This is a genomic window from Rothia sp. 110740021-2 (genome assembly GCF_054263775.1).
The window spans coordinates 503,630-528,480 of sequence record NZ_JBSZFE010000001.1; the positions used below are offsets into that span (position 1 = coordinate 503,630).

Consider the following 24,851-nt stretch of genomic DNA (forward strand, 5'->3'; position numbering starts at 1 on the left):
TTGAATGCTTGATGTGTACCACATGTATTGTTCAAAAATCGCGTTAAGAGAATATAAAAGCTACATAATCTGCTAGGGAGTTATTGTTACCTGCTCCAAACACGATAGACTGGAAGACGTGTTTACTGCACCCTAAAACTCCTTCAGAGGAAAGGGTGCCCCATAGACTTACAGGAGGACATGTGCTGAGCGCATTCGGGCGAGTCTTTAAGACCGCTGATTTGCGGCGTAAGCTGCTGTTTACCCTGGCAATGATTGTGCTGTACCGCGTGGGCACTTTCATCCCCGCGCCAGGCGTTTCCTACGGAAATGTACAGCAGTGTCTGAACGCCAATGTTACGAGCGGTGGCGTCTACGATATCGTCAACCTTTTCAGCGGTGGCGCACTGCTGCAGCTTTCGATCTTCGCCCTCGGTGTGATGCCGTACATTACCGCGTCCATTATTATCCAGCTGCTGCGCGTGGTCATCCCGCGATTCCAGGAGCTGCATGATGAAGGCGCTCAGGGTCAGGCAAAGCTCACCCAGTACACCCGCTACCTGACCATTGCTCTTGCTCTGCTGAACGCAACCACCATCGTCTCGATGGCGCGCTCCGGCGTTTTGCTGGGTAACTGCCCCGGCATCATCCCCCAGGACGATGTACTGCACATCCTGCTGATTATCGTCACCCTGTGTGCAGGTACCACCGTCATCATGTGGATGGGTGAGCAGATTACCGAGCGTGGCGTCGGCAACGGCATGTCCCTGCTGATCTTCACCTCCATTGCTTCCTCCTTCCCGAGCGCTCTGGGCTCCATCCAGCGCACCCACGGTTGGGGTATTTTCGCAGCTGTCTGCGGCATCGGCCTGCTGGTTATGCTCGCTGTGGTCTATGTGGAGCAGTCCGTTCGCCGTATCCCTGTGCAGTACGCAAAGCGCATGATTGGTCGACGCACCATTGGCGGCACCAACACCTATATTCCACTCAAGGTCAACATGGCCGGCGTGATCCCGCTGATTTTCGCCTCCTCCCTGCTGACCCTGCCCGGTCTGCTTGCCCAGTTCAACACCCCGACCGACGGCTCCACTCCACCGGACTGGGTTAACTGGATCAACGCATACCTGGTGCGCGGCGACCACCCGCTGTACATTGCTCTCTACTTCTTCATGATTATTGGCTTCGCGTACTTCTACGTGGCGGTCACCTTCGACCCGGTAGAAGTAGCGGACAATATGAAGAAGTACGGTGGCTTCATCCCCGGTATTCGCGCCGGTAAGCCCACCGAGCGTTACCTCAGCTACGTACTCAATCGAATTACGTTGCCTGGTGCACTTTACCTGGGTGTAATTTCCATGATTCCCCTGGTAGCGCTTATCCTATTCAACGCAAACCAGAATTTCCCGTTCGGCGGCGCCTCGCTGCTGATCGTGGTGGGTGTTGGTCTTGATACTCTCAAGCAGATCAATGCTCAGCTCCAACAACGAAACTACGAAGGACTGCTCCGATGAACCGTCTGCTCATCGTCGGCCCTCCCGGTGCAGGTAAGGGCACCCAGGCCGTCAAGATTGCTGAAGCGCTGAAGATTCCCGCGATTTCTACCGGTGATATCTTCCGCAAGAACATCAAGGAAGAGACCGAACTGGGCAAGGAAGCAAAGTCGTACATCGACTCCGGCAACCTGGTTCCCGACTCTGTCACCAACAACATGGTGCGCGCACGCCTGGAGGAAAGTGACGTCGTCAACGGCTTCCTGCTCGATGGCTACCCCCGCAACACCTCCCAGGTGCACGAGCTGGACTCCATCCTCGAGGCCAAGGGCGAGAATATCGACCGCGTTCTCCTGCTGGTTGCAGACAACGACGAACTCGTCGAGCGTCTGCTCAACCGCGCAGCAGAGCAGGGTCGTACCGATGACAACGAAGAGGTCATCCGTCACCGCCTGAAGGTCTACGAAGAAGAAACCGCACCGCTGATCGCAATCTACCGCGAACGCGGCATCGTCAAGGAAGTTAATGGCCTCGGCGAGATTGCTGAAGTCACCAAGCGCATCCTCGACGCTCTGAAGTAATCTTCTGCTGTACCCCCGCAATTTGAGGTGCATGATGCATCACAAAGACTTGCGGGGGTACAGTGCTGTCTGTAGAGTTCTAAGCTTGGGCGTACCGCCCCACATACCTAAGGAGCCAGAATGGCACGAGTCGAAATTAAAACCAACGCACAGCTTCAGCAGATGGCTCGTGCAGGCGTTATCACCAGCCGCGCGCTCGATGCGGCAGTGGCTGCAGCCCGCCCCGGTATAACCACCGCAGAGGTCAACGCCGCCTTTGAGCGCACCATGCTGGAACTGGGTGGAACCTCCAACTTCTACGGCTACTACGACTACCCTGCAACTGTATGTACCTCCGTCAACCATGAGGTTGTTCACGGTATCCCCGGCGACTACGTGCTCAAGGACGGTGATATTCTCTCCATCGACGGTGGCGCGTACGTCATTGATCCCGCTACCAACCGTCAGTGGCACGGCGATTCGGCGCGTACTGTACTGGTTGGTAACGTGAGCGAAGCACGCGCCGAGCTTTCCGCCGTCACCCGCGAGGCAATGTGGCATGGTATTGCCGCTCTGGCAACCGCAAAAAAGGTTGGCGAAATCGGCCTTGCCATCGAAGCGTATGTGACCGAAGAATACGGCGATAAGTACGGCATCATTGAAGACTACGTCGGTCACGGTATCGGCTCCCAGATGCACATGGCACCGGACGTACTGAACTACGCTGTGCGTGACATGGGTCCGAAGATTAAGCCCGGCATGGCTTTCGCTATCGAACCGATGCTTGTCACCGGCTCCATCGAGACTAACGTGCTCTCCGACGACTGGACTGTTGTGACCGTTGATGGCTCCGATGCATGCCAGTGGGAGCACTCCGTTGCTGTGCACAGTGAAGGTATCTGGGTCCTGACTGCAGAAGACGGTGGCGCAAGCGAACTTGCTCGCTTTGGCGTAACCCCGGTTCCGATTCCCGCCTAAGTCTCACCGCTAGGGTAGGGGAACCCACCTTTAGCTGCCTCACCTCCACCTGAAGAAACCGGCGAATCCGGTCCGGTGCGTGATAACGTATCCGAAAGCATCCACATCACAAGGAAGAAGCTCCATGAGCGAAACTCTCAACAGCGGCGAGACAACCGCACCCGCTGCGACCAAGGTGCCGGTTGAAATCTCGAATATTCGCCCCGCACCCGGCCAGATCGCCCTGAAAGCACCGCGCCGTACGAAGCCGCCCAAGCATATCGCTGACTTCGACATGGTTGGCCGCCGCGAATTTCTGAAGGAACTTGGCCATCAGTCGTTCCGTGCATCCCAGCTGTCCAAGCACTATTTTGAGCGTTTAGTCACTGACCCTGCCGAGATGACTGACCTGCCGGCTAAGGACCGCGAGCAGATAGTTGCACAGGCGATGCCTCAGCTTCTGACCCCGGTCCGTACCCTCGAGGCTGACGGTGGCGACACTCTGAAGGTTGTGCACCGCCTCTTCGATGGTGCGCTCATTGAGTCCGTTATCATGCGCTATGACAACCGCGTGACCATGTGCATCTCTTCGCAGGCTGGTTGCGGTATGAACTGCCCCTTCTGTGCGACCGGTCAGCAGGGTTTGACCCGTAACCTCTCCACTGCAGAAATTGTGGAGCAGGTCGTTGCCGGTGCTCGCTATCTGAAGCAGATGAAGGGCCTGGAAGAAGCAGAAGGTGGTTCTGAGGATACTCGTCCGCTGCGTGTTTCCAATATTGTCTTCATGGGTATGGGCGAGGCGCTCGCTAACTACAAGGCAACCATGGGTGCTGTGCATCGCCTGATTGACCCTTCGCCGGAGGGCCTCGGTATTTCTGCTCGTGGTCTGACCATGTCGACCGTGGGCCTGGTGCCGGGTATTCGTAAGTTCGAGCTGGAGAAGCTGCCCATTACTTTGGCGCTGTCTCTGCATGCTCCGGATGATGAGCTGCGTGATGAGCTGATTCCGATTAACCAGCGTTGGAAGGTCGACGAGACTCTGGACGCTGCGTACGACTACTACCGTACGACCGGTCGCCGCGTCTCCATTGAGTATGCGCTGATTCGCGATATTAACGATCAGGGCTGGCGTGCGGATCTGCTCGGTAAGAAGCTGGCTCAGCGAGGCCGAGGCTGGGTGCACGTGAATCCGATTCCGCTGAACCCGACCCCGGGTTCGAAATGGACGGCATCCCGTAAGGGCGTTGAGCAGAACTTTGTGGAGCGTCTGCGTGCCCACGGTATTCCGACGACTATTCGTGATACTCGTGGTTCCGATATTGATGGCGCATGCGGTCAGCTTGCCGCTAAGGAAGACTAGGCAACTGAGCTTTGCTCGATAAGGTGTGCCCCTTTCCGCCGGTTGGCAGTCCTTAAGGCTTTCTGGAGCGTGGGGGGAGGGGCTTAAACCTTTTAAACCTTAAGTGCCTGATGTCATAAAAATCACGGTTGTTTTTCCGCGCTCTTTGCCGTAGAGTTAAGAGTTGGTTGTTTGTGCCAGTGTTAAGTGCACCTTAAAACGCCCTAGCACCTCACCGCGGTGAGCTCACAGACAGAAGATACATTTGCCCGCCGCACCTGCGACGGGCACCGACGTTAGCGGAGGATATGGCTAAGAAAGACGGCGTCATCGAGATTGAAGGCTCTGTGGTTGAAGCTCTGCCCAACGCGATGTTCCGTGTTGAGCTGGATAACGGCCACAAGGTTCTCGCACACATCTCGGGCAAGATGCGTCAGCACTACATTCGCATCCTGCCTGAGGACCGAGTAGTAGTGGAACTGAGCCCCTACGACCTTTCCCGAGGTCGTATCGTCTACCGTTACAAGTAAACCCGAGATAAACGTCGCCTTTGGCGGCGTTTAAATCGTGTTCAAAGGGATAACGCAGTTCCCCAACGTAAGTGAGGGAACCTCTTATCTCGCCAGTAATCAAGTTGCAATCAAAAGGAATGCGATGAAGGTCAAGCCGAGCGTTAAGCCGATCTGCGATAAGTGCAAAGTGATCCGCCGTCACGGTGTGGTCATGGTGATCTGCGAAAACCCGCGCCACAAGCAGCGCCAGGGCTAATCCCTAGTAGCTGACTTTGTAACCGCCCCAACAGAGGGCGGAATTGTCATAGGCACCGCTCCGAAGCAACACCTAAAAGGGCGCCTTCGGATACCTCCGGACTCAGAGGCCGGGGACCGAGCCAGAATAACTCGGGCAGTGATGCTATAGACCTCTGGAAAACAACAAGGAGAAGCCAGTATGGCACGTCTCGCTGGAGTTGATATTCCCCGCGAAAAGCGCGTGGAAGTTGCTCTCACTTACATCTACGGCGTGGGCAAGACCCGTGCACATGAAACCCTCGCTGCTACCGGCGTCAACCCTGACACCCGCGTCAAGGACCTGACCGACCAGGAGCTCGTGGCACTTCGTGACTTCATCGAAGGCAACTACAAGGTTGAAGGTGATCTTCGCCGCGAGGTTGCAGCTGACATCCGCCGTAAGGTTGAAATCGGTTCCTACCAGGGCCTGCGCCACCGCCGCGGCCTGCCGGTTCACGGTCAGCGCACCAAGACTAACGCACGTACCCGCAAGGGCCCGAAGCGTACCGTCGCAGGTAAGAAGAAGTAAGCAACGTTGCTCTGTTGGATATCCCTATCCGACCAACGTATTAGAAAACCTTTGTAGGAGAATCAAAAATGCCTCCCAAGACTCGCGCTGCGGCAGCTCGTAAGACCAACCGCCGCAAGGTTAGCAAGAACATCGTTGCTGGTCAGGCTCACATCAAGTCGACCTTCAACAATACCATCGTCTCCATCACCGATCCCACCGGTGCAGTGATCTCCTGGTCCTCCGCTGGCGACATGGGCTTCAAGGGCTCCCGTAAGTCCACCCCCTACGCCGCACAGCTGGCTGCTGAGGCTGCTGCAAACCGCGCCAAGGAGCACGGCGTCCGCAAGGTTGACGTGTTCGTCAAGGGTCCCGGTTCCGGTCGCGAAACCGCAATCCGCTCCCTGCAGGCTGCAGGCCTCGAGGTCGGTTCCATCCAGGACGTTACCCCCGTTGCACACAACGGTTGCCGTCCCCCGAAGCGCCGCCGCGTCTAATTAGGTCTCGACCTAATCCCTCGACGGGCACACTCCGCACGGAGCCGTACCCGGAGAGTACAGACACCCGTCTGCTTCCTAAGATATGTTTTCCCCAACCTGTGGGCTCATATAGCGGAGCTCACCGAAAGGAAACAAAGTGCTTATTGCACAGCGCCCCACTCTGACTGAAGAGGTCGTAGCGCCCAACCGCTCGCGCTTCACCATCGAGCCTCTGGAGCCCGGTTTCGGCTACACCATGGGTAACTCCCTTCGCCGTACTCTGCTGTCCTCCATCCCCGGCGCCGCTGTTACCAGCGTCCGCATTGATGGTGTACTGCACGAGTTCAGCACCGTTCCCGGCGTGACCGAGGACGTCACTGAGATTATCTTGAACATCAAGAAGCTCTCCATCTCTTCTGAGAACGACGAGCCCGTAGTGGCCTACCTGCGCAAGCAGGGCGAAGGTGAACTGACCGCAGGCAACATCGAGGTTCCCGCTGGCGTGGAGATCCACAACCCGGAACTGCACCTGGCAACCCTGAACGCCTCGGCAAACTTCAACGCTGAGCTGGTTATTGAGCGCGGTCGCGGCTATGTGACTGCAGCTCAGAACAAGGCCGGCGATGGCGAGATTGGCCGTATCCCGGTTGACTCCATCTACTCCCCGGTTCTGAAGGTTACCTTCAGTGTGAACGCGACCCGTGTTGAGCAGCGCACCGACTTCGACAGCCTGACTCTGGATGTCGAAACCAAGGAAGCCATCGCACCGCGTGACGCTGTTGCTTCTGCAGGCAGCACCCTGGTCGAGCTCTTCGGCCTGGCACGTGAGCTGAACATTGCCGCTGAGGGTATCGAAGTTGGCCCGTCGCCCGCCGACGAGTCCATTGCAGCTGATCTGGCACTGGCGATTGAGGAACTGAATATGTCCGTTCGTTCCTACAACTGCCTCAAGCGCGAGGGTATCCACACTGTGGGTGAGCTCGTGACCCGCAGTGAAGCTGACCTGATGGATATCCGTAACTTCGGTGCTAAGTCCATTGACGAGGTCAAGGCAAAGCTCATCGAACTCGGCCTGTCCCTGAAGGACTCCCCTCCCGGTTTCGAGCCTGCTGCACGCCCGCTTGATGACGAAGACGGTTCCGGCGAATAATTTCGACCGAATAGTTCACCCGGTTCCACCGGGATCAGTCAAACTTGATTCCCTAAGAGGCTCCGCTGCTGGGGCGTTAGGGAACGCAACTATGGAGATTTAACTATGCCTACTCCCACTAAGGGTCCCCGCCTCGGCGGTTCCCCGACCCACGAGCGCCACATGCTTAACAACCTGTCGGCGCAGCTGTTCCAGCACAAGCGCATCACCACCACCCTGACCAAGGCAAAGCGCCTGCGTCCGGTGGCAGAGCGCTTCATCACCTTCGGTAAGAAGGGCGACCTGGCTGCTCGCCGTCGCGTGCTGCGTTCCATCACCGACAAGTCCGTCGTGCACGAGCTCTTCACCGTTATTGCTCCGGCAATGGCAGAACGCCCCGGTGGTTACACCCGCATCATCAAGATCGGTAACCGCAAGGGTGACAACGCTCCCATGGCAGTCATCGAGCTCGTAATGGAGCCCGTTGCAACCCAGGGTGCAGTTGCTGAGGCAACCAAGGTTGCTGAGAAGGCAGCTGAGGGTACCAAGGCTGAAGCTGCTGAGGGTCTGCCCGCAGGTTCTCACGCACCCCTGGAGTCCGGCGAGGCTCCCGAGGGCTTCGAGGTTAAGGGTAACGCCGATTCCATGAAGTACCACGTGCCCGGTTCCCGCTGGTACACCAGCACCAAGGCTGAAATCTGGTTCGACTCCGCTGAGTCGGCAGAGGCTGCAGGTTATGCCCCCGCAGGTGGCGCAGCAGCACAGAAGGTTTCCGAGTAATACGGATTCCAGATGATTTAGGCTAAGCCTAAAATATGCCAATCCGCCGTCCACTATTGTGGGCGGCGGATTGGCATATCTGCATACTTTAAGATGAATCTATTCCTGAGGGTACCCAATCTTCAAGAACTTTGCCAATATTTTCGTACACTATTACTGCTGAAAGGCACACCAATGCAGAATGCTACTGCTTTAGAGAATTACGAAGAGCAGCTTTTCATTGCTACGCACCGCGTACGAATTGATTGCGCCTACGACGGTTCCCTTTTCAGCGGATGGGCTGCCCAACCGAACCTTGTCACGGTGCAGGGAGTTATTGAGAACGCTCTTGAGCTGATTTTGCGTGCATCTCACCGCGTGGTGGTCGCGGGCCGAACTGATGCCGGTGTGCATGCGGAAGCTCAGACCCTGCATTGCGATCTGAGCGATGAGGATTGGACTCGCCTGCAAGGTCGAACGGGGGAGGATGACCCGACGGCTGCCCTAGGTCGCCGCCTCACCGGTGCTTTGCAACGTTGCCTCTACGATGCGGAAGAGCAGTTGAACTTGCCGAAGAACGTCCGCGGTATTATGCGGGGTGCTATTCAGATTCACCGGGTCGCTGAGGTTCCCTTCGATTTTGATGCACGCTTCTCTGCTACCGGCCGCCGCTACGTTTATCGCATTGTAGATGGTGCGGCGGACGGTCTTAACCCTCTGCAGCGCACCTACACCTGGGCAGTGCCTGAGTATCTGGATTGCGCTAATCTTAATGAATCGGCACAGCAGCTACTCGGTCTGCGTGATTTTCTCTCTTTCTGCAAACCGCGTGAAGGTGCGACCACGATTCGTGAGCTGCGAGAGCTTAGCTTCACTCGCACAGAGAGTGGTCTTATTGAGGTGCGCGTGGTGGCTGATGCCTTCTGCCATCACATGGTGCGTTCGCTCGTGGGTGCTCTGGTGCTCTACGGTACAGGTAAACGTGACGCCGCCTGGTTGCGTGAGCGGATTGAGAACCCTGGACGCGAGGCTTCGCTGACTTTGGCACCTCCGCACGCGCTTGCTCTGGCTGAGATTTACTACCCTGCGCCGGAGTTGTACGGAGAACAAGCTGAGCGTGCTCGAGCAATGCGTGAAGACCACGAGGCACAGAGCGTTTAACGCCCTGTGTATATTGAGCACCGTCATGTGCTGGAAGTGATAAGGGGCTCAACGTAGGAGCACAACCGTCGAGGGTGAATTACACGAATGGAATTTAAAAATGTGTTTAAGACAAAAAAGCCCTATTTTTAAGGCTTTGGCGGTGGATTAAGCACTCGACGTCCTGTATAGTCTTGATATGTTGTGCGTGTTCTACCCGGGCGCACTCTAAATCGCTGTCTAGTTGCAGGACGTTAAGGCGGTGTAGAGTACGGGCAGAACGGGCGGCAGCTCGGTCCTCACCCGGGTGTTCGTCATGCACGTAAGTAAAAGGCGCGATACCCAACTAAGCGCCGTATGTACATTTCGAGACAAAGGCCAATATTTTGCGCACTTATACTCCCAAGCCCGGCGAAGTCGAGCGCCAGTGGCACGTCATTGACGCCACCGACGTTGTTCTCGGCCGCCTCGCAAGCCAGACCGCTATCCTGCTGCGCGGTAAGCACAAGCCGACTTTTGCTCCCCACGTTGACACCGGTGACTTCGTTATCATCGTGAACGCTGAGAAGGTTGCCCTGACCGGTGCAAAGCTCGAGCAGAAGCGTGCATACCGCCACTCGGGTTACCCCGGCGGTCTGAAGTCCGTGAACTACGCAGAGCTGCTTGAGACCAACCCCGTTCGCGCGGTTGAGAAGGCTGTTAAGGGCATGCTTCCCAAGAACAAGCTTGCTGCACAGCAGCTCAAGAAGCTGAAGGTCTACGCTGGCCCCGAGCACCCGCACGCGGCACAGCAGCCCAAGACCTACGAATTCAACCAGGTCGCCCAGTAATTCGGGCCTACGAAGAAACAATAGGAGAAATCGTGGCTCAGAACGAAGAGCAGATCGTAGTCGAGGAAGAGCTGACCAGCTACACCTCGGAGTCCGCTGCCCCCGCAGCGGCTAAGGCAGCACGTCCGGCACTGACCGTTGCAGGCGCAGCAGTTGGTCGCCGCAAGGAAGCAGTGGCACGCGTTCGCGTTGTGCCCGGTTCCGGCAACTGGACCATCAACGGTCGTAGCCTGGAAGAGTACTTCCCCAACAAGCTTCACCAGCAGGACGTCAACCAGCCCTTCAAGCTCCTGGAGCTCGAGGGCGCATACGACGTAATCGCACGCATCAACGGTGGTGGCCCTTCCGGTCAGGCAGGCGCTCTGCGCCTGGGTATCGCTCGTGCACTGAACGAGATTGACCGCGAGAATAACCGCCCCGCACTGAAGAAGGCTGGCTACCTGACCCGTGACGCACGCGTCATCGAGCGTAAGAAGGCTGGTCTTAAGAAGGCACGTAAGGCTTCGCAGTTCTCCAAGCGTTAATCGCTGGTTTTACGAAGCACTACGCCCCGTCTATCCCATTGGGAGAGACGGGGCGTTCTGCGTATCTACCGGCCTTAAACGTTAAGGGTGTTTGTAACTGTTACGTTTGTTCATAGAAGAGCACACCGGTAGAGTTAAAGAGTCAAAGCAGACAGGAAGAAAAGAGTACTCATGGCAGAGCAGAATCCCTCCACCAAGCCCGAAGAGCAGGCAGTGGAGGCTCCTCAGACTGAAGCCGAGCAGCACACCGCTGAAGGCGCACACGCATACACCGATTCTGAGAAGAAACAAGCCATCAAGGAAGCTCTGAAGCCCCAGGCACGCCGCACCTCCGTCGTTGAAGACTACTCGGCAGAGCTGGACGAAATGGCTTCCCTCACCCGCGCCCTCGGCAAGGACAAGAAGGACGACAAAACCTCTCAGGCATGGAAGAAGGGCTACCCCTACGACACCAAGCTCAGTCGCAAGGCATACGAGAAGGAAAAGCGCGCCCTGCAGATCGAGCTGCTGAAGCTGCAGCTCTGGGCTAAGTCCACCGGTCAGAAGATCCTCATCATTTTCGAAGGCCGTGACGCAGCAGGTAAGGGTGGCTCCATTAAACGCTTCACCGAGCACCTGAACCCCCGTGGTGCTCGCGTTGTCGCACTGGAGAAGCCGACCGATATCGAACAGACCCAGTGGTACTTCCAGCGTTACATCAAGCACCTGCCCTCCGGCGGCGAAATCGTTCTGATGGACCGCTCCTGGTACAACCGTGCCGGCGTTGAGCGCGTTATGGGTTACTGCACCCAGGCACAGTACTTCGAGTTCATGCGCGAAGTTCCGGACCTGGAGCGCATGCTGGTGAACTCCGGTATCCACATCATCAAGTTCTGGTTCTCCGTCACCCGCGAAGAGCAGCTCGCACGCTTCACCTCCCGCCGTACCGACCCGGTTCGTCAGTGGAAGCTTTCCCCCACCGACCTAGCATCCTTGGACAAGTGGGACGACTACACCGCGGCGAAGGAAGCAATGTTCTTCTACACCCACACCGGTGACGCCCCCTGGACCGTTATCAAGTCCAACGACAAGAAGCGAGCACGTCTGGAAGCAATGCGTTATGTGCTCTCCCAGTTCGACTACCCCTCCAAGGATGAGGGTGTCGTGGGTGAACTCGATTCGCTGATTGTCCGCTCCGCATCACACGTCTTCGAGGACGAGTCCGGTGACTCCCCCGACGGATTCCCCGTCGTCAAGTAAGCGTTGATAGATAGGGGAGAGCAACAACTCAACCCTACGGCGATAGAACAGCTAAACAGCTTGCATTATGAAGGTGCCTGTCTCTCTTTTCCCAACCGCGGGAACGGAGAGCAGGCACCTTTGTGCGTCTGCAGAAACATTAGCTATGAAGCAGATATGTAGCCGCTGAAAATCACTTTCTGATTATGAAGAATTTACGGTGTATGCACCTAAGCAGAGTTATGCGCATCGTAAAATAAAAGGGTGACTGAACGACTTTTTGGAACCGACGGCGTACGCGGTCTGGCAAACGATGTAATTACTCCCGCCCTGGCTATGGAGCTCGCGCAGGCGGCTTCTATTGTTCTGGGCTTTGACACGGTAGAAGAGGGTGTACGCCCCCGTGCCGTGATCGCAAATGACTCCCGATCCTCTGCAGACTTTATTGTCTCTGCGATGAAGGCTGGCTTCGCTAGCGCAGGTGTTGACGTGCTGGATGCCGGTATTGTCCCCACCCCCGCAGCAGCTTACCTGGTGGCACACACCGGTGCTGACTTCGGCGTGATGATTTCTGCATCGCACAACCCCGCAGCGGACAACGGTATTAAGTTCCTGGCCCGCGGCGGCCAGAAGCTGGAAGACTCGGTTGAAGACGCTATTGAGCGTGTTTACCGCGATAAGTCCTTCCGCTACCCGACCGGTGGTGCTGTGGGTACCGTCAAGCCCCTGGAGAACGGTACCGAGGCTTACGTGGAGCACCTGGTCTCCACCCTGCCCGAAGGCACGCCCCTCGCAGGTATGAAGATTGTTCTGGACTGCGCAAACGGTGCAGCCTACACGGCATCCCCGAAAACCTTCGAAGCACTGGGTGCAGAGGTTATCGCACTGGCTGTAGAGCCTAATGGCACCAACATCAACGATGGCGTGGGTTCCACTCACCCCGAGAAGTTGCAGGCAGCTGTCGTTGAGCACAGTGCGGACCTCGGTATTGCCCACGACGGTGACTCTGACCGTTGCCAGGCAGTTGACGAAAAGGGCAACCTGGTAGACGGCGACCAGATTATGGCTATTCTGGCTGTTGCAGCTAAGCGCGAAGGTAAGCTCGTAAAGGACACCCTCGTCGCAACTGTGATGAGCAGCCTTGGTCTGGAACTGTACCTGCGCGAGCACGGCATTACCCTCGGCCGTACCGCTGTGGGCGATCGCTACGTCCTCGAGTCTATGCGCGAGCACGGCTACAACCTCGGCGGCGAGCAGTCCGGCCACGTCATTATGAGCGACTACGCAACCACCGGTGACGGCGTTCTGACCGGCATCCAGCTGGCTGCAGAGGTTGCCCGAAGCGGCCAGACCCTCTCCGAGCTGGCAACCCGCATGCAGCCCACCCCGCAGCGTCTGATCAATGTTAAGGGCGTTGACCGTCTGGCGGTCAAGACCAACGAGGCACTTGCTACCGCTGTGAGCAAGGCTGAAGGCATACTGGGTGACAGCGGCCGCGTGCTGCTGCGTGCATCCGGCACTGAGCCTCTCGTTCGCGTCATGGTTGAAGCTGCAACCCAGGAGCAGGCTGATGAGGTTGCTCAGCAACTGGCAGACGTGGTGGCTAAGGAACTGGCACTCTAAACGTATTCTTCCCTAGCGGAGGATTGAGAAAGGGTTGGGAAGGTAACACTTTCCCAGCCCTTCTGCATTATCTTGAGTGGGTGCAGGGGGAAGAGGGTACGGAAAACCCCCGCATCCACAGGGGATACGGGGGTTTGAAACTTAGTGGTAGAGAGCAGAGCAAATTACTTCTTTGCCAGAGCGTCGCGGATCTCCTTCAGAAGGTCGAGCTCGGTCTCTTCCTTTTCAACAGCCTCGTCTTCAGCTTTCTGCTTAGCCAGTGCGATTTCAGTCAGCTTCTGAACCGGGATAACAACTGCGAAGTATACAGCAGCTGCAATCAGAACGAAGTTGACAACAGCGGTCAGGAACACACCAATCTTGACCTGGCCGAAGACCAGGAAGTCGTCGAAGTTGGGGGAGCCAATCAGCATGGAGATAGCCGGCATCAGGACTGCCTGGACAAGCGAGGTCACCACAGCGGTGAAGGCCGTACCCATAATCAGACCAACTGCGAGGTCGATGACGTTACCGCGGATCAGAAAATCTTTAAAACCCTTAAGCATGAGATATAGAATAGCGCCTTTTAGATGTTCAAAATGCCATATTCTGAGAAAATTTTCGCTGTAAAATATGTGTTTTTCTTCACAGGACTTCTAATGTGCCCAGTACTTAAGGTTTAGGTCGCATGAAGCTGAGTGAAAATCTCTAAAACCTGCGAAAAACCGCGGATTTGCAGGACTTATACGCGAAAAAATATACATCTACTGTGCCTATTTAATTCCGACACGGAAGCTAGAAATATGACACGCATCACCACCCAGCGCACCGGGTAAAGCCGAAAGATTAGCTCAGAGCCTAGTTCGCACTTGCATAATCGGGTGTCGCACCCGTACCGATAAACTCCTCAAAAGTCTTCGCGCCCGAAGACACATACTCCTGAGCAATCTGCACACCCACATAGCGATAATGCCACGGCTCAAAATGATAACCGGTTACCGACTGCCGACCATTAGGGAAGCGCAAAATATATCCGTAACGCGGAGCGTTCTTCGCCAACCACTGACCAGCCAGCGTATCGCGGTAACACTCCTCCAAGCGGCAACCCTCAGGAGAGGCAAAATCAATCGCCAAGCCCGTCTGATGCTCCGAATAGCCGGGACGAGCCGACAACTGGTCCGCCACTTGCTGACCGTTCACCGAAACCCAATACTGATAGGTCTGCTGCTGCACCGCATACGAACGATACGCGCTAGAAACAAGCAGAGTCACGCCATCAGTAACAGCCGCATCAATCATCGTATCTGCCGCCTTAGCCGCCTCAGCGCGCAATTGATGACCATAGAACTCCACCAGGTCACTCGGCTCCCAATCCTGCTGCGCAAAGGGGCGCATTTTATTCACGAGGCAACGCAATGAGTGCGGCTGAGACTCAACACTCGGCTGTGCAAGCGCCAATGGGGAAGAAGATGCGCTCGCAGAAGCCGAAGCACTGGTAGCAGAAACAACAGGAGAGGGTGCGGCAGAAGAGGCCGCCGAAGCCGTCGCAGACTCAGCGGCAGAAGCGCTCGCTGCAGAAGATGAAGAAGACGCTCCCTGACCCTGCGAACCACAAGCCGCCAATAAGGCGGTACCGCCAACACCCAAAGCGGCACCCAAGAGAGTACGGCGGTTCACCGCAGAACTATCAAAAGACTCCTGGGCGGTAGACGTACGGTGCAGGGACTTCACAATAACTCCTCATCATGGCGTAGATGCATACAAAAGCGCCGGAAGCCTAAACCCGCCCCGGGAGGGAGTGGAGCCTCCGGTGCCTTCTACTAGAATGCACCACAAACGCGCTACACGGGCAATTAAAGCCGCACACGAACAATAAAAACCTAAAGAACCTCTAGTTCTTACGCAGAAGAACCTGCTCCACGGTATGCTCGGCGCCCTTCTGTAGAATCAAATGCGCACGAGCACGAGTAGGCAAAATATTCTGCAACAGATTCGGCTCATTCACGCTCTTCCAAATGCCGGTCGCAACCTCAACTGCCTGCTCATCGCTCAACTCCGCATAACGCTTGAAATACGACTGAGGATTCGTAAAAGCCGAAGAACGCAGAGTCAAGAAACGACTCACATACCAGCGCTCAATATCCTCAGTGTGGGCATCCACATAAATAGAGAAATCAAAGAAATCGCTCAGCGTCAGATCAGAAGTCTCCGGCCCCTCAGCATGAGAAGGCGCCAAAACATTCAAACCCTCAAGAATCAGCACATCCGGTGCCGTGACCTCAATATGCTCATCCGGCATGATGTCGTAATACAGGTGCGAATACTTTGGCGCCACCACGCGCTCAGCACCGGACTTCACCTGCGACACAAAATTCAACAGAGCACGGCGATCATAAGATTCCGGGAAACCCTTACGGTGCATAATGCCGCGACGCTGAAGCTCCGCGTTCGGGTACAAGAAACCATCCGTCGTCACCAGCTGAACATTAGGAGTAGACGGCCAACGACTCAAAAGAGCCTGCAAAATACGCGCCGTGGTCGACTTACCCACCGCAACAGAACCCGCCACACCAATAATGAACGGGACACGCCGCTGAGACACATGCAGAAAATCATTTGTCATATGGTTTAGGGAAGAAGCAGCAGTCACATACAGATTCAAAAGACGAGAAACCGGCAGATAAATACGCTGCACCTCTTCAAGGTCGACAGTTTCACCCAGACCTCGAAGAGACTCAATTTCCTCAGCGCTGAGGGGAACAGAAATCTCATCGGCTAGGTGCGACCAACGGGAACGGTCAAGATGCATGAAGCGGTCATCGCCAGAAATATACGGTGCGGTGCTCATTTATCTAAGTGTACGAACTTTCAGCCCGCGGGGAAAATACCCGCCCTCACCGTTTGTTTCACGAAATAAATTTATGAGAAGAAAAGGACACAACCGAAAAAGGTAGGAAAAGCCATAGTAAACGTGACGCATAACGGTTTTTCACCGTGCGCATATTCGGATACTTGTGGGATAAACTTATAGCATGTGTGGAATTGTAGGATATGTAGGTCTGGACACTGCTCCGGACGGTAACAAGTTTGACCACAACGCGTACGATGTGGTCCTCGAAGGTCTGCGCCGTCAGGAATACCGCGGCTATGACTCTGCCGGTGTGGCACTCGTATGCCCCGACGGCATCGTATTCCGTAAGAAGGCAGGCAAGCTCCTGAACCTCGAAAATGAGGTCAAGGAAAACCCCCTGCCGGAATCCCAGATTGGTATCGGTCACACCCGTTGGGCAACCCATGGTGGACCCACCGACAACAACGCTCACCCCCACGTCGTCGACAACGGCCGCCTCGCCGTCGTACACAACGGCATTATCGAAAACTTCGCAGAGCTGCGTACCGAACTGCTCGCCGAAGGCGTAGAGTTCGCATCTCAGACCGACACCGAGGTAGCTGCAGCAACCATCGCAAGCATCTACAATAAGCTCGGCACCGGTGACCTCACCGAGGCAGTGCGCGTCGCATCCAACCGCCTCGAAGGTGCATTCACCATCCTGGCAGTGCACGCAGACCACCCGGACCGCGTTGTGGCAACCCGTCGTAACTCCCCGCTGGTCATTGGCCTGGGCGAGAACGAGAACTTCCTCGGTTCGGACGTCTCCGCGTTCATTGACTACACCAAGGAAGCCGTCGAGATGGGTCAGGACCAGATTGTGACCATCACCGGCACCGACTACTCCATCATCGACTTCGAAGGCACCCCCGCAGAAGGCAAGCCCTTCCATATCGAATGGGACGCAGCAGCAGCTGAAAAGGGCGGCTTCAATTCATTCATGGAGAAGGAAATCCACGAGCAGCCCACCGCAGTTGAGCAAACCCTCATGGGCCGCCTCGACGAAAACGGCAACCTCACCCTCGACGAACTGAACATTGACGACTCGGTGCTGCGCACCATCGACAAGATTATCGTAGTCGCATGTGGTACCGCAGCATACGCAGGCCAGGTGGCACGCTATGCCATCGAGCACTGGTGCCGCATCCCCACCGAGGTTGAGCTGGCACACGAGTTCCGGTACCGTGATCCCATCGTGAACGAGAAAACCCTCATCGTGGCACTCTCGCAGTCTGGTGAAACCATGGACACCCTGATGGCAGTGCGCCACGCACGCGAACAGGGCGCAAAGGTTATCTCCATCTGCAACACCCACGGTTCGACCCTGCCCCGCGAATCAGACGCCGCGTTGTACACCCACGCAGGCCCCGAAATCGCAGTGGCATCCACCAAGGCATTCCTGGCACAGATTACCGCAGCATACCTGCTCGGCCTGTACCTAGCACAGCTGCGCGGCAACAAGTACAAGGACGAAATTGCTTCGATCCTCGCCGAGTTGCAGAACATGCCCGCAAAGATCCAGAAGGTCATCGACAACGACACCCAGGTCAAGGAACTGGGCGTCGAAATGAAGGATGCCTCCTCCGTGATCTTCCTCGGCCGCCACGTGGGCTTCCCCGTCGCAATGGAAGGCGCACTCAAGCTCAAGGAAATCACCTATATCCACGCTGAAGGCTTCGCAGCAGGCGAGCTCAAGCACGGCCCCATCGCACTGATCGATGAAGGCCAGCCGGTCATCGTAGTGGTTCCTTCCGCAAACGGTCGCGATTCTCTGCACGGCAAGGTCGTCTCCAACATCCAGGAAGTGCGCGCTCGCGGCGCCTTCACCATCGTCATCGCCGAGGAAGGCGACGAGGCCGTCAAGCCCTACGCGGACCGCCTCATCACCGTCCCAGCATGTCCCTCGCTGTTGCAGCCCCTGCTGGCAACGGTGCCCCTGCAGATTTTCGCATGCGCACTGGCAGAAGCTAAGGGCCTGGACGTTGACCAGCCGCGTAACCTCGCAAAGTCCGTGACCGTGGAGTAATCTTCGGAAATCGCCTCAGCGATAACGAAAGGGCGGTGGTTGAGTTCTTAAAAAACTCAACCACCGCCCTTGTCGTTTAATCTGGTGGTTATTCGTGGATGACCCAACAAAAATAGACGCTGTGAAACAGGTATCAATCATGCGTCATATTTGACGCCATCCCACCTAAAAGAAACGAATCTCGCTAGACTTAAAACAAGAGAAACCGCAAACAGGACGCGGTCACCACCCCTAACGTAAAAGGTGCAGCTCATGATTATGGGAATCGGCGTAGATACCGTCAACATTGAACGATTCGAACGAATTGTCACCGAAACACCCGCCTTCGTCCGCCGCATCTTCACCCCCAACGAACGCACCCGAAATGTACGCTCCCAAGCCGTACGATTTGCCGCCAAAGAAGCCGTCGCAAAAGTACTCGGAGCACCCGCCGGACTCAACTGGCAAGATTGCGAAGTCGCCACCGCCGAAAGCGGCCAGCCCTACCTTATAGTTCAGGGCACCATCGCCCGCCGTGTCAAAGAACTCGGCATCAACCGCATCCACCTCTCGCTGACCCACGACGAACCTGTTGCCATCGCAATCGCAACCGCCGAATACCTCAGTGACGCAGAACTGGCGCACCTGCAAAAGTTCAACCCCGAAAGCTACCGACTCAGCGTCATCGCCGGTGACGATACTACCGACGAAAACTAACGCAGAGTCACATCAACACAACACCCGGTGACCCCCCCTAAGGCCCGTACGATGCAACCCAAGGAGACAGCAATGAAGCTCATCTATACTGCTTCCCAGGTACGCGAAGCAGAAAAGCCCTACATTGAAGCCGCCGACTATGACGGCTACCTCATGCAACGCGCCGCAGACGCCGTCGCAGCCGAAGCGCAGGAGCTGCTCCACGGTAAAGACAAAGCAAAAATCCTGCTACTCATCGGTCCGGGCAACAACGGTGCAGACACCATCTACGCCGGCGCCCGCCTCAGCGCCAAGGGGCACCGCGTTGATGCAGTCATTTTCGACTCCAGCGAAAAGAACCTCGAACTCATCGCCCGCGAAGGCGGCGAAGGCACCCGCGTGCTCGACCCCGAACACGCCCTTGAACAGCTTGTAGGCTACGACCTGACCATCGATGGCATCCTAGGTACCGGCTCCAGCGGTGCCGTACGCGGTAACGCCGGCGAATACCTGGGAGTCCTCCGCGCCGCGCAGCTCGACGGTAAGCTCAGCGCAGTCCTCGCCGTTGATACCCCCTCCGGGGTCGATAACAACCGCGGAACCGTGCACGAACCATCCTTACGCGCCGACCGCACCGTCACCTTCATCGGTCACAAGCTACCGGCAGGCACCAGCCATAGCGTCCACTCCGGAGATATTAAACTCTACGACCTGGGTGTGCCCGAAGCCCTCGACGCCCACAAGCCCGCCCTGCGCGTTCTCGACCGCGAAGACTACCGCGAACTCATTGAAATCCCCGACGAGCACTCCCACAAGTACACCCGTGGCGTACTCGGCATGCTCACCGGAAGCCTCGAATACCCCGGTGCAGCCCTCATGAGTGTGCGTGCTGCCCTCAACACCGGCGTTGGTATGGTTCGCTTCGGCGCCAACTCCCACGAGCTCCGCCAGCTCATGATCGCTCACAACCCCGAAACCGTCTACTTCAGCGGCGCACCTGCCCTGCAGAGAGTTACCGTGTGGGCCGGCGGCTCTGGCTCCAGCTACGACTCGCTGGACAAGAACCGCTACCTGCTCCACTCACCCGAACCCGCAATCCTCGATGCTGGTGCCTGCGACCTGGCGGCAGAATACATGGCAACCGGTAAGCACCTCGGATCCCACAAGATCCTCACCCCGCACGCGGCAGAGCTCGAACGATTCCTGCGCATCGTGCACGAGCTCGCGCCCGAAACCTGGAAGAAGCACCTGGGTGACGCCATCGTACCTAGCCGCAAGGACATTGACGCAGAGCCCTTCCGCTGGGTGCGTGCCGCCTCCGAACTCTCCGGCGCCACCGTCATGCTCAAGGGCGGTTACACGCTCATTGCGGCACCCAACGGCGCCACCTACAGCGTTGCCGGAGGAAGCCCCTGGCTCGCCACCGCAGGCAGCGGAGACACCCTCACCGGCATCTACGGCGCGCTGCTTGCCCAGACCGTAGCCGCCTTCGAAGCCCGAGGAGAAATCTTGGAAGACTGCACCTACGGCTCCATCGGTGCGCTCGCAGTCTACCTGCACGGTGAAGCCGCACGTGCCAGTGCCACCGGAAGTGTCAAGGACGAGCTGTTGGGCCCCGCCCCGGCAACCCGCGTTGCGAAGATGCTCCCCGAAGTTATTGCGCGACTCATTGCCGAATAGGGCAGAGGTACCCAGCGTGCCTTCACCCTAATGCCTTCAAGAGGCCCTGGAGCGTCTATAAGAGAACTAAACAGAATGCCACACAGAAGGGGCGTGAATCCACCGGAAATGGATTCACGCCCCTTCTGTGGGTTTATATCAATGGATGATGCCAAGCTGCCTGTGCCGGAACAGTGTCTTCAAAAACAGCATACATTCCAGTGGGAGACCCCCCAACTCTTCTTAGTACGCGCCTTCCTTAGCGAAAACCGCACGGACAGTACGCAGAAGAATAATGAGGTCACCGGTAAGCGACCAGTTCTCAACATAGTAGAGATCCAGACGAACCGACTCTTCCCAAGAAAGGTCACTACGGCCAGAAACCTGCCACAGACCGGTAATACCGGGCTTCACCAGTAGGCGGCGGTACGCAATGTCCTCGTACTGATCAACTTCCTCAACCAGTGGAGGACGCGGACCCACCAGTGACATATCGCCAACGAACACGTTCCACAGCTGAGGTAACTCATCAATCGAGTACTTACGGATGAACTTGCCAATGGGGGTAATACGCGGGTCGTCCTTCATCTTGAAGAGTACACCATTACCCTCGTTCTGCTCCATGAGGCGCTTCTTAACCTCTTCGGCATCAGTACGCATCGAACGGAACTTCACCATCTTGAACATTTCACCGTTCAGACCCACACGGTTCTGCATGAAGAAGACCGGACCGCCATCACGCTTGACCAGCAACGCCACCACCAGGAACAGCGGAGACAGCAGAATCAAACCCAGACTCGAAGACACAACATCCACAGTGCGCTTGAAGAACGCCGACAGACCGGTAATACGCGGCGTCGACACGTGCACCAGCGGCAGACCATTCAGCGGCTGCATGTGCATACGCGGACCAGCAATATCGGTCGTCGCAGGAGCCATAATCAGCGAAATATGAGCGTCAGCAAGCTTCCAACCCAGCAGGCGAACCTGATCCGGGCTCAAATGGTGACCATTCGTAACAGCGACCATATGGATGTCGTTCTCGCGGATGGCCTCCATAATGTCAGCCGGAGAAGTGCTGTAACCAAGCACCGGAATCGGTGCGCCAGCAACAGTGGTACCCAGGGTGAAACCGGGCAGATAGAACGCAGCGGGGGACAGACCGGAAGCAACCACACCCTCCAGGTTCTTGTACAGGTGCTGACCGGTCGTCACATCAGAAATAATCATGACGCGAGTCAACGCACGACCGCGAGTACGCGAACGCACCAGAGCCTGACGAACTAGCCAACGTTCAACGAGCAGAAGGAACAGACCCAGCGGGTAAGCAATCAGTAGGTACATGCGGGTGACGTCAACCTTGAGGAAGAACGCCACAATAATCAGCAGGCAGAAGAAATAGGTGGAACCGCGAGTAATGAGGCGGTACTCCTCGTTGCCAAAACCCATGATGCGCAGGCTGCGGGAGCTGTTCACCTGGAGAATAAACCACCAGCCAATAACCATACCAACGCCCAGGAAGATGTAATCAATAGCGGGAATACGGCCATCCAGAGTGTTAATAGGCCAAACGTTCACATAGGGCAGGTCAGCATTCTCCCACCCGAAACGAATCAGATGCGTAGCGATAACCGCAATAGCGATGGCGAGAAAATCGCCAAGGTAAAGGGCTCGCTGAACCTTGGGATGCCAGCTTCGCTTGACGACGAAGTCTGAACCCCACATTCTTTTAAGACGATCTTGTACTTTCAACGGTGTAATCTTCCCCGGAAATTTGTCCTGTGTCGTGGGCTGAGAGCGGCGAATAGGCACATTTACCCCTAATTATCGGTGAATAGGGAATAGTGTCCTAGTCATTGTTCTGAATGAATGAGTGAACCAATAATCTTGCTGAGTGAATAGTGACAGAGACTACAGTAAAGGCGCTGGTAAGGCCCTAGCGGAACGCTATATAAAGCTAATGAGTCCATAAACGTGTTCCGTAAACTATTCTACGGGGTCGGGGGGTCATGCTGCGTGAAGAATGAAGACTCAAAGACTCTTGGGCGTAATGAAATCAATCACAGAAAAAGAAGAAAAATGGTCTTTGGAAGAATGCCTAGTGGAGCTAAAACCCACAAAACCGTCAGAATGTTTCATGCACTTGCAGGAAAAAATAACCGACAGTTAAAAGGCAAATCCCGAAGATCCCCAAACCCTAAGTGCAGGGTGCACAAGGGACATTAAGGACGTTCAAGCCCCGCACGATCCAAAATGAAATCAATCATCGGTTCATAACGACGCGGCGGAACATTATCGTCCATCGGCACACACACCGGCAGATCCCCCTGCTCAGCCGCCACAAACAAACCCGGATCATTACAATCCGCAATACCAATCGTCAACAACTTACAGGTCGAAGAAGCATAACCAGCCATGCCGTGATCCGAAACCACCAGATCCGGAGTCACACCGCGAGCCTTCAACTGATCCAGCGCGATGCGCATCGGGCCAGGGAAATGCGTATGCTGCAGATTGCCGTACTGCTCAAACATTACGACATCCATAATCTGGCGGACATCGCCATCCAGGAAGCGCTCGCCCTCCTCAATCTGAAGAACCTCAGCGCCGGCAGCCTTTGCCGCCGCTGCCATCACCGCATACATGGGGAACAGACCCGCCGGGTGACCGGTCGCAAACAGAATACGAGAACCCGCACGCACCGCATCGCCAAAGATGCGGGCGTACTCCTCCAGCGCGCTGATGCACTGCTCGGCACCAATAGTGTCCTGACCGTGAGTATGCGAACGATCCGGGTTCAGGCCCGCGCGGCGGACCATCACCTCAAACACCGAATCATAATCCCATTTGCGGTTCCACTGCACACCAAACTCAAGGTGCTCATTACCATCCAGGAAACCCTGAATATGGTCCAGGTTATTCTCTCGGGCGGTCGCCACCTCACCGGTAATACGCACCGAATCCAGGTACGCGGCGAACTCATCGCGGTTCATGGAGAAAGACATTAAAACTCCTCACAACGTGAAAAATACATTACTGCGAGATACCCTGACGTACCTCGGCATAAGCTTTAAGGGTTCGGCGCGCCGTCTGATCCCAACCCATCGTACGGGCACGCGCCGCGGCGTTCGCACCCAACGAATGACGCAGATACGGGGCACGCACCAGACGCTCAATAGCCGCAGCCCAACGCTGCGGAGTACGAGGTGCCACCAGCAGACCCGTACGGTGGTTCTCCACCGCATAGCGCAGACCGTCAGCATCCGTAGCGAGCACCGCCGCGCCGCATGCCTGCGCCTCCAGTGCCACCAAACCGAACGTCTCAGATGACGACGGGGACGCCACAATATCGGCGGCACGGAAAATATTCGCCAACTCAGACGCCGGAACTGGGTCCTTCAAATGCACCCGATCTACGACACCCAGCTCAGCTGCACGTTGCAACAGGCGGCGCTCATAATCCGAACCGGAACGACCAATAATATCCACGTCTACCTCCAAATCATCGGGGAGCAACGCGAGCGCCTCCACCAGCAGATGCGGGCCCTTCAACGCCTGAGGCCTACCGGCAAAAATAATGCGGGAACGAGTCTCAGAGGTGTCATTGAGCGGATGCACGCCAGGAATCGTATGGAAAATCGAGGTATCAACACCCGGTGGGATAATGGCCAGCTTCTGCGCCTCCGTACCGTAGTACTCGCCCATCTGCTGTGCCTCCAGGGGAGTATTCACAATCACCCGGCTGGCGGAGCTACTCATCAGGCGCTCGGCGGTATAACGTTCCTCAGGCTCGGGTGCTTCACCTTCGCCGCGGCGCGTATCCTTAGCGGCAGCCGTCGTATGCGGAGTAAAAAGAACAGGAATCGGGAATCCAACGCCCTGAGCCGACCACAGCTGGGATGCACGAGCCGCAGCCTGACCCGACAGCCAATAGTGGGCGTGAATAATATCCGGGGTGTACAGTGCCTGCTCCACACATGCCTGCGCAAAATCATCGGTGACCGCAACCAACTCGTTCTTCGAAAGACCACGGGCGGATGGAAGATCAAGGCTGTGGTGCACAATGCGTTCGCTGGGCTGAGGAGGCTGATGGAACAGCGAATCAGCCAGAAGCGCCTCACCGCGGTCCAGCGTGAAAACCTCAATCCGCAACTCGGGATTCAGCTCCAGCATGGCATGTACCGACCGGGCAATATAGACGTTCATGCCGCCTGCATCTCCGCTACCGGGCTGCGCAAAAGGGTCGGTGTGCATGGAATACACGTGAACCGTCCGAACCGGCGGCAGAGTGCTCATCGA

24 protein-coding genes are annotated in these 24,851 nt (G+C 56.4%); 18 read left to right on the plus strand and 6 right to left on the minus strand.

What is annotated here, in order from left to right; translation table 11 throughout:
• Positions 1 to 182: 182 nt before the first annotated feature.
• The 15 genes from secY to glmM all read left to right on the plus strand — a co-directional run bounded on the left by secY (position 183) and on the right by glmM (position 13,323).
• Complete coding sequence (gene secY, locus ACUXHH_RS02175) at positions 183 to 1,490, plus strand: preprotein translocase subunit SecY (RefSeq protein WP_279791145.1); 1,308 nt, start codon at positions 183 to 185, stop codon at positions 1,488 to 1,490.
• Positions 1,487 to 2,050: an adenylate kinase gene (locus ACUXHH_RS02180; protein WP_458390721.1), complete on the plus strand. Its 564-nt coding sequence runs from the start codon at positions 1,487 to 1,489 to the stop codon at positions 2,048 to 2,050. Before secY ends, ACUXHH_RS02180 begins: the two co-directional genes overlap by 4 nt.
• Positions 2,051 to 2,170: 120 nt before the next feature.
• Positions 2,171 to 3,007, plus strand: a complete 837-nt coding sequence (map, locus tag ACUXHH_RS02185) for a type I methionyl aminopeptidase (protein ID WP_458390722.1) — start codon at positions 2,171 to 2,173, stop codon at positions 3,005 to 3,007.
• A 124-nt stretch (positions 3,008 to 3,131) separates the two neighbouring features.
• On the plus strand, positions 3,132 to 4,346 hold the full coding sequence (gene rlmN, locus ACUXHH_RS02190) for a 23S rRNA (adenine(2503)-C(2))-methyltransferase RlmN (protein ID WP_458390723.1): 1,215 nt from the start codon (positions 3,132 to 3,134) through the stop codon (positions 4,344 to 4,346).
• Positions 4,347 to 4,633: 287 nt separating this feature from the next.
• On the plus strand, positions 4,634 to 4,855 hold the full coding sequence (infA, locus tag ACUXHH_RS02195; RefSeq protein WP_005505018.1) for a translation initiation factor IF-1: 222 nt from the start codon (positions 4,634 to 4,636) through the stop codon (positions 4,853 to 4,855).
• Positions 4,856 to 4,979: 124 nt separating this feature from the next.
• The gene (gene rpmJ / locus ACUXHH_RS02200; protein ID WP_004005257.1) at positions 4,980 to 5,093 is read left to right on the plus strand and encodes a 50S ribosomal protein L36; all 114 of its coding nucleotides are present in this window, start codon (positions 4,980 to 4,982) and stop codon (positions 5,091 to 5,093) included.
• Between the two features lie 180 nt (positions 5,094 to 5,273).
• Positions 5,274 to 5,642 (plus strand): 30S ribosomal protein S13, encoded by a 369-nt coding sequence (rpsM, locus tag ACUXHH_RS02205; RefSeq protein ID WP_005505026.1) that lies wholly within the window; start codon positions 5,274 to 5,276, stop codon positions 5,640 to 5,642.
• A 68-nt stretch (positions 5,643 to 5,710) separates the two neighbouring features.
• Positions 5,711 to 6,118 (plus strand): 30S ribosomal protein S11, encoded by a 408-nt coding sequence (gene rpsK, locus ACUXHH_RS02210; protein WP_005505028.1) that lies wholly within the window; start codon positions 5,711 to 5,713, stop codon positions 6,116 to 6,118.
• 139 nt (positions 6,119 to 6,257) lie between these two features.
• Positions 6,258 to 7,250, plus strand: a complete 993-nt coding sequence (locus tag ACUXHH_RS02215) for a DNA-directed RNA polymerase subunit alpha (protein ID WP_458390724.1) — start codon at positions 6,258 to 6,260, stop codon at positions 7,248 to 7,250.
• Between the two features lie 105 nt (positions 7,251 to 7,355).
• Positions 7,356 to 8,009: a 50S ribosomal protein L17 gene (rplQ, locus tag ACUXHH_RS02220; protein ID WP_279741258.1), complete on the plus strand. Its 654-nt coding sequence runs from the start codon at positions 7,356 to 7,358 to the stop codon at positions 8,007 to 8,009.
• A 174-nt stretch (positions 8,010 to 8,183) separates the two neighbouring features.
• Entirely contained in the window at positions 8,184 to 9,149 is a 966-nt protein-coding gene (gene truA, locus ACUXHH_RS02225; RefSeq protein ID WP_279741256.1) for a tRNA pseudouridine(38-40) synthase TruA, read from the plus strand.
• 365 nt (positions 9,150 to 9,514) lie between these two features.
• Positions 9,515 to 9,958 (plus strand): 50S ribosomal protein L13, encoded by a 444-nt coding sequence (gene rplM, locus ACUXHH_RS02230; protein ID WP_005505035.1) that lies wholly within the window; start codon positions 9,515 to 9,517, stop codon positions 9,956 to 9,958.
• A 32-nt stretch (positions 9,959 to 9,990) separates the two neighbouring features.
• On the plus strand, positions 9,991 to 10,482 hold the full coding sequence (rpsI, locus tag ACUXHH_RS02235) for a 30S ribosomal protein S9 (protein ID WP_279754883.1): 492 nt from the start codon (positions 9,991 to 9,993) through the stop codon (positions 10,480 to 10,482).
• Positions 10,483 to 10,653: 171 nt separating this feature from the next.
• Entirely contained in the window at positions 10,654 to 11,721 is a 1,068-nt protein-coding gene (ppk2, locus tag ACUXHH_RS02240) for a polyphosphate kinase 2 (protein ID WP_279741251.1), read from the plus strand.
• A 243-nt stretch (positions 11,722 to 11,964) separates the two neighbouring features.
• On the plus strand, positions 11,965 to 13,323 hold the full coding sequence (glmM, locus tag ACUXHH_RS02245; protein WP_279741249.1) for a phosphoglucosamine mutase: 1,359 nt from the start codon (positions 11,965 to 11,967) through the stop codon (positions 13,321 to 13,323).
• Between the two features lie 164 nt (positions 13,324 to 13,487).
• Here the strand turns inward: glmM and mscL are convergent, their stop codons facing one another.
• From mscL to coaA, 3 genes are all read right to left on the minus strand, one after another.
• On the minus strand, positions 13,488 to 13,868 hold the full coding sequence (gene mscL, locus ACUXHH_RS02250) for a large conductance mechanosensitive channel protein MscL (protein WP_279741247.1): 381 nt from the start codon (positions 13,866 to 13,868) through the stop codon (positions 13,488 to 13,490).
• A gap of 292 nt (positions 13,869 to 14,160) precedes the next feature.
• Complete coding sequence (locus ACUXHH_RS02255) at positions 14,161 to 15,033, minus strand: M15 family metallopeptidase (protein WP_458390725.1); 873 nt, start codon at positions 15,031 to 15,033, stop codon at positions 14,161 to 14,163.
• Between the two features lie 160 nt (positions 15,034 to 15,193).
• On the minus strand, positions 15,194 to 16,150 hold the full coding sequence (gene coaA / locus ACUXHH_RS02260) for a type I pantothenate kinase (protein ID WP_279741243.1): 957 nt from the start codon (positions 16,148 to 16,150) through the stop codon (positions 15,194 to 15,196).
• A gap of 184 nt (positions 16,151 to 16,334) precedes the next feature.
• Between coaA and glmS the strand changes: the two genes are divergently transcribed.
• From glmS to ACUXHH_RS02275, 3 genes are all read left to right on the plus strand, one after another.
• Positions 16,335 to 18,218, plus strand: a complete 1,884-nt coding sequence (glmS, locus tag ACUXHH_RS02265; protein ID WP_279741241.1) for a glutamine--fructose-6-phosphate transaminase (isomerizing) — start codon at positions 16,335 to 16,337, stop codon at positions 18,216 to 18,218.
• Between the two features lie 252 nt (positions 18,219 to 18,470).
• Positions 18,471 to 18,914 carry a holo-ACP synthase gene (locus ACUXHH_RS02270; protein ID WP_279754887.1) on the plus strand — a complete coding sequence of 148 codons (444 nt, stop codon included), beginning with the start codon at positions 18,471 to 18,473 and terminating at the stop codon, positions 18,912 to 18,914.
• A gap of 72 nt (positions 18,915 to 18,986) precedes the next feature.
• On the plus strand, positions 18,987 to 20,573 hold the full coding sequence (locus tag ACUXHH_RS02275) for a bifunctional ADP-dependent NAD(P)H-hydrate dehydratase/NAD(P)H-hydrate epimerase (protein WP_458390726.1): 1,587 nt from the start codon (positions 18,987 to 18,989) through the stop codon (positions 20,571 to 20,573).
• Between the two features lie 222 nt (positions 20,574 to 20,795).
• Here ACUXHH_RS02275 and ACUXHH_RS02280 read toward each other — a convergent pair whose 3' ends face one another.
• The 3 genes from ACUXHH_RS02280 to ACUXHH_RS02290 all read right to left on the minus strand — a co-directional run bounded on the left by ACUXHH_RS02280 (position 20,796) and on the right by ACUXHH_RS02290 (position 24,848).
• Entirely contained in the window at positions 20,796 to 22,277 is a 1,482-nt protein-coding gene (locus ACUXHH_RS02280; protein WP_458390727.1) for a sugar transferase, read from the minus strand.
• Between the two features lie 497 nt (positions 22,278 to 22,774).
• A complete protein-coding gene (locus tag ACUXHH_RS02285) occupies positions 22,775 to 23,557 on the minus strand; it encodes a phosphatase (RefSeq protein WP_279791308.1) in 783 nt (260 codons plus the stop codon).
• Positions 23,558 to 23,585: 28 nt separating this feature from the next.
• Positions 23,586 to 24,848: a glycosyltransferase gene (locus tag ACUXHH_RS02290; RefSeq protein WP_279741234.1), complete on the minus strand. Its 1,263-nt coding sequence runs from the start codon at positions 24,846 to 24,848 to the stop codon at positions 23,586 to 23,588.
• Between the last annotated feature and the right edge of the window lie 3 nt (positions 24,849 to 24,851).

Bases quoted from the DNA above. Each gene is read 5' to 3' on its own strand.
- ACUXHH_RS02180 (WP_458390721.1), top strand. From the start codon at position 1,487: ATGAACCGTCTGCTCATCGTCGGCCCTCCCGGTGCAGGTAAGGGCACC.
- map (WP_458390722.1), top strand. From the start codon at position 2,171: ATGGCACGAGTCGAAATTAAAACCAACGCACAGCTTCAGCAGATGGCT.
- rlmN (WP_458390723.1), top strand. From the start codon at position 3,132: ATGAGCGAAACTCTCAACAGCGGCGAGACAACCGCACCCGCTGCGACC.
- infA (WP_005505018.1), top strand. From the start codon at position 4,634: ATGGCTAAGAAAGACGGCGTCATCGAGATTGAAGGCTCTGTGGTTGAA.
- rpmJ (WP_004005257.1), top strand. From the start codon at position 4,980: ATGAAGGTCAAGCCGAGCGTTAAGCCGATCTGCGATAAGTGCAAAGTG.
- rpsM (WP_005505026.1), top strand. From the start codon at position 5,274: ATGGCACGTCTCGCTGGAGTTGATATTCCCCGCGAAAAGCGCGTGGAA.
- rpsK (WP_005505028.1), top strand. From the start codon at position 5,711: ATGCCTCCCAAGACTCGCGCTGCGGCAGCTCGTAAGACCAACCGCCGC.
- rplQ (WP_279741258.1), top strand. From the start codon at position 7,356: ATGCCTACTCCCACTAAGGGTCCCCGCCTCGGCGGTTCCCCGACCCAC.
- truA (WP_279741256.1), top strand. From the start codon at position 8,184: ATGCAGAATGCTACTGCTTTAGAGAATTACGAAGAGCAGCTTTTCATT.
- ppk2 (WP_279741251.1), top strand. From the start codon at position 10,654: ATGGCAGAGCAGAATCCCTCCACCAAGCCCGAAGAGCAGGCAGTGGAG.
- mscL (WP_279741247.1), bottom strand. From the start codon at position 13,868: ATGCTTAAGGGTTTTAAAGATTTTCTGATCCGCGGTAACGTCATCGAC.
- coaA (WP_279741243.1), bottom strand. From the start codon at position 16,150: ATGAGCACCGCACCGTATATTTCTGGCGATGACCGCTTCATGCATCTT.
- glmS (WP_279741241.1), top strand. From the start codon at position 16,335: ATGTGTGGAATTGTAGGATATGTAGGTCTGGACACTGCTCCGGACGGT.
- ACUXHH_RS02270 (WP_279754887.1), top strand. From the start codon at position 18,471: ATGATTATGGGAATCGGCGTAGATACCGTCAACATTGAACGATTCGAA.
- ACUXHH_RS02275 (WP_458390726.1), top strand. From the start codon at position 18,987: ATGAAGCTCATCTATACTGCTTCCCAGGTACGCGAAGCAGAAAAGCCC.
- ACUXHH_RS02280 (WP_458390727.1), bottom strand. From the start codon at position 22,277: ATGTGGGGTTCAGACTTCGTCGTCAAGCGAAGCTGGCATCCCAAGGTT.
- ACUXHH_RS02285 (WP_279791308.1), bottom strand. From the start codon at position 23,557: ATGTCTTTCTCCATGAACCGCGATGAGTTCGCCGCGTACCTGGATTCG.
- ACUXHH_RS02290 (WP_279741234.1), bottom strand. From the start codon at position 24,848: ATGAGCACTCTGCCGCCGGTTCGGACGGTTCACGTGTATTCCATGCAC.